Here is an 8463-nt window from a genome sequence, read left to right as displayed (position 1 = left end):
AATGTGTCATAATAGCTGTAGGACCAATAGCCACGCGCATCGCGCGCGGCAGTCTGGTTGCCGAACGCGTCATATTGATAAAGGGTAACACCACCCGCCGCGTCGGTGACCGAAGTGACGCGGCCCAACTTGTCGTAAGAATAGGTGGTCGTTACGCCGCGGGGGTCGACGACCGAGGTGAGATTGCCCAGACCGTCATAACCATAGCTGGTGGCGCGCTGTTCATCGCCTCGTCCGGCGGTTTCACCCCATGCCTCGCCTTTCCAGGTCACCTGGCCAGAATGATTGTAACCGAAATATTCAGCATCGCTTTGGTCGACCGTGCCGTTGGCGACCGAAACATAGCTAGCTTCGCCATTACCCCGATACCAAACATTGGTCCGGATATTGTCGGCGTCATAGGTCTCGAGAACCTTTCCGAACGCGTCATAGGTGGCACGCGTGCGTTGATAGCGACTGGCTGCATAATCGCCAGAAATGGCCGACGCCACAGCCCACGCCGACGCGCCATCGGCGACATTGGTGGCGCTGTCGTAGCGCGTGGTGTTCAGCAGTTGCCCAAGCGCGTCGTAAACATATTCGGTGACATAGCCTTCGGCGTCCACAGTAAAGCGAAGCTCGCCTTTTTGCGTGTACCAGTTCCGCGTTACCCGCGCGGATCCGCCGCTCCCTACAACCGCCTTGATCACATTGCCTGAGGCGTCATATGTAAAGGTCGTAACCAATCCAGTGGCATCGGTTGTCGATGCAACCTGCCCGCGGCTGTCGTAAGTGGTGATTGCCAACCGGTCGATTGCGCTATTTGCGACCGAATTGACCAACGCCGTTACATTGGCATGACTATAGTTCGAGGTCGAAATTGGCGTAGCAAATATGCGCGTCTCTGTGACACGACCTGCCGCATCATAACCAAATTTGGTCACAATGCCTTGCGCGTTTACCGCATAACTTTGCAGTCCGCGCGCATCATAGACATAGCGCGTCTTGCGGTTTGCACCAGACACGGGGGCGGCGGTGGAGCGCAGCTGATCCAACGTTCCGTTCGCCCAATAAGAAGAGCTTGTCTGCTGAGCATAAACGATTTCTTCTATTCGCTGTCCGGCCTTGCCATATACCGACTCGGTCAAATAGCCCTCGGCATTCAAAGCGCCGATGGCGAGGCCGTCCTTGTCATAGAACAGCCGCGTGACAGCATCGCCACCGTGCGCGGGGGGCAGAACAACCGATTGGGGCGCAATTGTCATGAACGCGCCGACCGATACCAAATTTACATATTTGCGCGTCTGGATAAGCTTGTTTGCACCATCATAGGCAAAGGTCGTCACGCGGCCATCACCGGTGATTTCTTCGACCAACCGCCCCGCTTTGTCGTAAACATTCCATAACCAGACGCCCGAATCCGCGCTGGTCCGCAGATTGTCGATAGTTAGCGTATTATTCGGGTCGGCAAGCGTCGCCAGACGGGCCGCAGCTGGCGCATAATAATAGCGTATTGTGGCAACGACACGGTTCGCAGCGTCATAACGATATTCCACCAATTCGCCATTCGCACCGACTTCCGCGGTTTTCCGTCCACGCTTGTCGTAGAGATAGTAAGTTTTAAAACCGAGGGAATCGACCTTGATCTTCAATCGCCCTAGCGAGTCATGCTTGAAAGACGTGATATCACCCGGCGTGCGGGACAATGACGGCGATCCAACAATAAACTGGGCACCCACCCGCGCGCCTTCCGGGCCGTCCGGATACACCCGGAAATCGCCAATTTCCGTTTTTGTGAACGTACGGCTGACTTCGACCCGCGTGGGTATCGAAGAGGATAGGCCTGTGACTATCCAATATCCGTAAGGACTTTGAACAATTGCGCCGGGGCCAGACAGAATTCGTGCAGCGCCTGAATAGTCAGTACCATATGCCCACCATCCGTCACCATTCCCGGACCAGCCATCAACATAACCCAAAAAGCCAAGGCTTGCAGACGAACTACTATTTGTTCCTTGCAACACGACCGTTTGGGTAAATGTATCGCCCACATTAGCCGCGTAGGTCGAAAGCTGCATACCCTGGGCGTCGCCAACCGGCGGCGCTTGCAACGTATATAAATTGGCAGGCGAGCCCAACAAAGTCGTCGATACCGGAGCGGACAAACCCCAGGTGCTGACTTGAACCAGATTAAAATTATTGGCAACGAAAGACCCGCCATTGAGACTCGTATCATAGCGGCTGCTGATAACCGAGGGATCACTGGCTAAGAGACTATTGCCGACGGCGCGGGATCCTGGGCTGCCGGGGCTACCGGGATATATCCGGAAATCCCCGTTTTCGCTTTGAGTAAAGGTGCGGATGATCTCGATCCGGGTGTCTTCTGAGGTAGACAGACCGATTACTTCCCAAACTCCACCGGTATATTGCGAAATAGTGCCAGGTCCGGAAACAACACGGGCGGACGAAATATTTGCACTACCCCAACCGGTCAGGTGCCCCAGTATTCCCAACCCTGCGGAGCTAATTGATGTAGTGGCGCGAAGCGAAACGGATGCGGTCATCGTTTCCCCGGCCGAGGCACTGAAGACGGACGTCCGCAGGTGTTGACTATCTCCTGCTTGAGGTGCTTGCAAGGTAAACAACCTAGCCGGGGCACCGCCGACCAGCCCGGCTTCAGTCGATGAAAGCGCAAAGGTAGCCCACGATCCCAGTGCCGGTGCCAGATTGACACTTGCCACTCCGCCCCGCGCCTCGGTGCTGGCAACCAGTTCGCCCGCACGGTTGTAAACCGACGTCGTCGTCAGCCCACTGGCAAGCGTCGTGACCGTACGATTTTGACTGTCGATATAGCTAGTCCAGGTACCGACGCCCTTGGCATCTGTGTACCGGATTGTGCGGCCCATACCGTCATAGGCATAGGTTTCTGTAATTGTTGCTGCGCGCGACACGACGGGATCGCTGAGGATGACGCCCTGCCCCAGACGCGCTCCGTTGGGGCGGTCGACATAGAGGTAAACGCCGACGCCTTCGGATTGGCGATAGATCCGCGTGACTTCGATCCGTGTCGCGACCGAATTGGACAGGCCGGTAACGTTCCACAGGCCGCCTACTTCCTGAACGATCTGGCCGGGGCCAGATACGATCCGCGCAACCGAAACTTCATTCGTACCCCAGCCCGAGGCATAGCCATAAATTCCGAGCGTGAGCGCCGGGTTAGTACCCGTCCCCATGACGGTGAATGACGAAGTGATAGTCTCGTTTTCGGTCGCAGCGGCCATGCCGTTGTAAACCGCCGTCCAGCCACCGGCTGTCTGCACAATATACTGGTTGGCGGGCTTTCCATTGATGGCAGCCGCTGCGGTCGATGAAACATCATAATAAGAAAATTCGGACAGATTTGTGTACGACGAAGCAGCGGCACCGGTGATGTTCCGTTTGCTTAATAAGCTGCCAAACTGGTTATAGATATAAAGCGTGCGAGACGCACCATCGTCCAATATGCCATTTCCCGCCGCGTCAGTTCGGGCATATCCGGTAACCATCGAGATATTGCCACGGAAATCATAAGTCGTATCGGTGCGCGATGTTGTGCTTTTGTCGCCGATGGTGGCAAGCCAGTTAATGTAATCCTGCTCGGACCAGGTGAAGCTCTCCGCTAATCCAACGGTTCCCACATTGTGCACAAGATACTGGATTTCGCTGACGCGATTGCCTGCCGCATCATAGCGATATTCAGTCACGCGGCCTTCCGGACTGGCCACGAAACGAAGGTGAGTTTCGCTATCATAGATATAGCGCGTGGTCATGTCGCCCGAAGGCTCCATGCCGCCATGCCCATCGGTATCAATGCCAGTGTAACTGGTCGATGTCAGCAGTTCGTTCTTGCTGCCGTAGTAATAGCGGGTGACGGTGTAGCCTTGACCAGGCAGCGTGGTATAAATGTCGAAGATATTTCCATTGTTATCGTACCGGTAATAGGTTCGCGCGAAATAGCTGCCCTCATAGGTCGAGGTATAGGAAAGGTCGCCGTTTCCATGATAGACGAAGTCGGTAACCCGCTGCGGACCGCCTGCCACTGCCGGAGGTTCTGCAACTTGGGTCAGCTGCCCGGTACCATTATAATAGAGCGAGGTAACATTGCCCTGCGGATCGGTGACGTTGGTGTAACCGGCGCCATAGGCGAAGGTCGTGGTGCGCGAGACTCCGGCTTCGACGGCCTCGGTCGAGCTGATGACGCGACCCTGACCATCATAAGCGAAGCTCAAAAGCGTGCCATCGGTCTGGCTGATGGTCAGAGCCCGGCCATTGCCGTCATAGGTATAGTTTGTGGTGTAAACCCGGCCGTCGGTGATGATGTTGTCTTCAGGCGACAGATCGTTGATCACGCTCGCAAGGCGATTGCCGCTGTAAACATAGCGGGTGCGGGTGAGCGTCTTGTTTAACCCTGTCTGCGTATCGGTATAAGTTGTGCGCAATTCGGTCAGATTGTTTCCCGACCAGACGAAATCGGTGTAGTTGCCATCAGCAGTCGTGATGCGGCTGACCTTATCGCCGGTATAGCTGTAGGTGATGCTGTTCCCATCACGATCCGTACGCGATACAATACGATTATCTTGAGCGGCACCGTAAGTCTCTATGATGCCACTATCGCCGTCCTGCCAATACCAGCTGCCATTGAACCCTATGACATCGTGTGCGCCTGATCCCTCCTTCGACACGAAGAGGTTTTTACTCGCATCGAAGAAATATCTTGTGCGCCCGCCGTCCCAATCCAAACGGTCTAGATAACTCCCCGCTGCCATCCAGCCACCAACATAGTCAACCACGCGCGTATGGAAGTTCGCCCAATTATCACCATTGTCATCGGCAAATTGGCCTTGGGAATTATACGTCCGGTTGATCGCACTATCCGGGCCGCGCCCGATCAGAAACTCATCGCGGTTGTTGATGATAAGGTTGCCGTTAGTTGCGTTGACGAACACATGTTCGCCAGCCCTGCCTTGCCCTGTCGATCCGATCAGCCCGCGCCCGCCAAGGGCGTTTGCAGAACTGCGTTCCAACCCAAGCCCGTTACCCGTTAAAATCGCAACCATAGCAAGTCTCCGTCGGTATTGTCGTCCAACGCCTTCGCTTTTCTGCGAAGAAGGAATACACGGACACAATCCTGCCAACCGGGATTGCCGTTTAGTAAAAATATCACGTTGTCCGCTAAATTATTATAAAATATACGTTATTTTTTATCTTCAATCAGGATTTCGTTAACCTCAAATGATCAAAATTCGTTGAGTTGAAAATAACGCCAAACCAAAGCCCGGAGCGCACGGACCTAGCACTACTTTGGCAGATTTGTAATTTAGGGGATTCCCTTTTTGTCCGATCGGTGATTCATAGGGAGCTAGCTTATGGAGGCTGGCGATGGTTGGTGATTGGCGGGATGATCTTGAGGCTTGGCTAGAGCCGTTTGTTGCGGCGCTTCGGCACAAGACGCGGGGGCGGATGTGTCCATCGTATGTGGCTGGTTTGATCGGGCCCGGGGATCGCAAGAGTGTTCAGCCCATGGCGGCCCGTAGCGGGGGTGCGAGCTACGACCAGTTGCACCATTTCGTTTCGAGCGGCGTCTGGGATGCGGCCCCATTGGAGACAGCTTTACTGACAGAAGCGGACGCGCAAATCGGCGGGGACGATGCTTGGTTGATCATCGATGACACGTCTTTGCCCAAGAAGGGAACGCATTCGGTGGGGGTTGCGCCGCAATATGCTTCGACGCTGGGCAAGACGTCCAACTGCCAGACACTGGTATCGCTGACACTGGCGCGGCGGGAGGTGCCGGTGATGATAGGCTTGCGGCTGTTCCTGCCCGAGATATGGACCAGTGATCTGGCACGGCTTGACCGCGCCAAAGTGCCAGAAGCGCGCCGCGATTACCGGACCAAGCCCGAGATTGCCCTTGAAGAGATCGACCGGGCTCGGCAAGCAGATGTCCGCTTCGGCTGTGTGCTGGCTGATGCCGGATATGGTCTGTCCGCGCCGTTCCGGCAGGGCCTTTCTGAGCGTGGGCTAACATGGGCCGTGGGCATCCCTTACAAACAGAAGGTCTATCCAGCCGACGTCACCATGATCTTTCCTGTATCAGGAAGGGGAAGGCCACGCGAGCGCCATATCCCGGACGTGAAGTCTGTGACGGCAAAAGCCATGCTGGAAGCTGCAAATTGGCGGACGGTCAGCTGGCGCAAGGGAACCAAAGGACGGCTTTCCGCTCGATTTGCCGCCGTGCGGGTGCGCGTCGCCGACGGGCCAACTCAGCGCATCCACGATATGGGGGCACAGCATCTGCCCGGTGAGGAGGTCTGGGTGATCGGTGAACATCGTTCGACCGGCGAACGCAAATATTATCTCTCGAACCTGCCTGCCGATACCCCGATCAAGCAACTTGCCGGGGCCATCAAGGCACGATGGGTTTGTGAACAGGCCCATCAGCAGCTTAAGGAAGAGCTTGGCCTTGATCACTTCGAAGGGCGGTCATGGCAAGGACTGCACCGGCACTGCCTCATGTGCATGATCGCGCTCGCCTTCCTCCAATCCCGGCGGCTCAAACAGGCCAAAGGGGAAAAAAAGAATCTCCGGACCTCCGCCACAACCCAGCCTGCCAGCAGTGCGCCAAGCCATCCTTAACGCTCTCGCCCAACCGCCGCCAACACTATGCCCGCATTGCCGAAAATTCATCAATAATGAGAAAGTGCCAAAGTAGTGCTAGGACGCGTTGACAAAGGGGATTCCCAAACGGCGTAGTATCTGATTCAAGGTAGCTTTTGAGGAGGCTTCAGTGATCCGTGGTTTGATGAGTGATGAGGAATGGGCTTGCCTTGAGCCATTTGTGCGTGTGCGCAGTGGGCGTCGTCCTAGGGATCATCGCCTTGTTATGGATGGGATTTTCTGGATTGCGCGAACCGGCGTTGCTTGGCGTGATTTGCACGAACACTTCGGCAAATGGTCGTCGGTTTACCGCCAATTCCGGCGTTGGACGCTTTCCGGCTTGTGGGAGCTGCTGCTCGAAGCGTTTAACAACAGTGGCGGTGGCAACCCGAGTTTGCAGATGATCGATAGCACAATAATCCGGGCGCACCATTGTTCAGCCGGTGACGTGACCCTCAACTATCATCCAGTTTTGATTAGAGCCTCGGCGTTGTTGAGCCTCGCCCCTTTTTTGGTCCGACCTTTACGAGAAAGACCGGCTCTTTTGGGGTTTGGTTGCCAAGGGAGCTGTGCGGTCGGACCTCATTATAGTCTCTCCGCCACGCCTCACATTTAGCCTGTGCGTTGGCCAAGCTCAAGAACCAGTTTGCATTCAGGCATTCCGCCCGGACAAGGAAAAACCCGCCTCTTGACCCAAAACCCGCAACGCGGGATATAACAACCTCCCCGGTCACTTCTCAACGACAATCAACACAGTGTCTACATCAAGTGCATCAGGGCATTGTGAGAGACTAGCTGTTTAGTCCCGGCATTTGATGGGTTGGGTTTAGGCTAAATCTTTCTGGTTCGCTTGTCCATATTTTGCAGATGTATTCGAAGGGTGTTAGGCCCTTGAGTGTTTTCAGTCGCCGCCCGTAATTGTAGGCATCAATGAAGTCTTGGAGGTGGGTAGTCAGCTGGGCATGGCTGTCATAGTGATAGCGTTTGACGGTGGCCTCCTTGATTGTCCGGTTCATCCGTTCGACCTGGCCATTGGTCCAGGGATGCTTGATTTTGGTAAGCCGGTGCTCGATCCCGTTCTCATCGCAGCGCAGATCGAACATGTGCGACATACAGGTCGCAGTCGGGCCCTTGGCGTATCGCGGCGGGAAGGTGAACTGGATGCCATTGTCGGTCAGCACGGTGTGGATTTTGTAGGGCACGGCTTTGATCAGGGCGACCAGGAAGGCTGAGGCTGTCATCCTATTTGCCTTGGCGACGAGTTGGACGAAGACGAACTTGCTGGTGCGGTCGATTCCCACATACAAGTACAGCTTGCCTTCGGCAGTCCGCACTTCGGCGATGTCGATGTGGAAGTAGCCAATGGGGTATGTCTTGAACTTCTTCTTCGGTTCCTTGTCTCCCGTCACTTCGGGCAATCGGCTGATCCCGTGGCGCTGCAAACAGCGGTGCAGAGATGAGCGCGTCAGGTTCGGGATCGTTGCCTGCAAGGCGTAGAGGCAATCATCCAGCGGCAGCAGCGTGTGCCGACGAAAGGCGACGACGATGGCTTCTTCCTCGATAGTCAGGACGGTGGACTTGGCATCCTTGGGGCCAGTAGGATGATCGGTGACAGACGTGCGCCGCTTCCATTTGGCTACCGTCTTGGGGTTAATGCTGTAACGCTTCGAAAGCACAATCAGGCTCTCTTGACTATGTTGTATTGCTCGACGGACCGCCGCTGTCGTGCGGGCGCTCCCGTGTAGAATTTGTCCCATAGCGAGTCCTTCCATTGATGGCTGAATAATA

Annotated in this window: 3 protein-coding genes and 2 pseudogenes; 2 read left to right on the top strand and 3 right to left on the bottom strand. The window is 55.4% G+C overall.

All coding sequences use genetic code 11. The annotated features are described in order from the left end of the window. On the bottom strand, nucleotides 1-5075 hold a 5075-nt coding region (locus HEQ34_RS06400), incomplete at its 3' end, for a hypothetical protein (RefSeq protein ID WP_296198871.1). A gap of 322 nt (nucleotides 5076-5397) precedes the next feature. Here HEQ34_RS06400 and HEQ34_RS06395 point away from each other — a divergent pair. After that, the gene (locus tag HEQ34_RS06395) at nucleotides 5398-6654 is read left to right on the top strand and encodes an IS701 family transposase (RefSeq protein WP_296195891.1); all 1257 of its coding nucleotides are present in this window, start codon (nucleotides 5398-5400) and stop codon (nucleotides 6652-6654) included. A gap of 166 nt (nucleotides 6655-6820) precedes the next feature. Beyond that, nucleotides 6821-7120, top strand: a pseudogene (locus HEQ34_RS06390) (transposase); the annotation flags it as partial. A 31-nt stretch (nucleotides 7121-7151) separates the two neighbouring features. Here HEQ34_RS06390 and HEQ34_RS06385 read toward each other — a convergent pair. Beyond that, nucleotides 7152-7343: pseudogene (locus tag HEQ34_RS06385) on the bottom strand (transposase); the annotation flags it as partial. 123 nt (nucleotides 7344-7466) lie between these two features. Then, nucleotides 7467-8432: an IS481 family transposase gene (locus HEQ34_RS06380; protein ID WP_296198873.1), complete on the bottom strand. Its 966-nt coding sequence runs from the start codon at nucleotides 8430-8432 to the stop codon at nucleotides 7467-7469. Nucleotides 8433-8463: the final 31 nt, after the last annotated feature.

This window comes from Sphingorhabdus sp. (assembly GCF_023910635.1).
Taxonomy (GTDB): Bacteria; Pseudomonadota; Alphaproteobacteria; order Sphingomonadales; family Sphingomonadaceae; genus Sphingorhabdus_B.
This window is presented reverse-complemented; position numbering and strand designations above follow the sequence as displayed.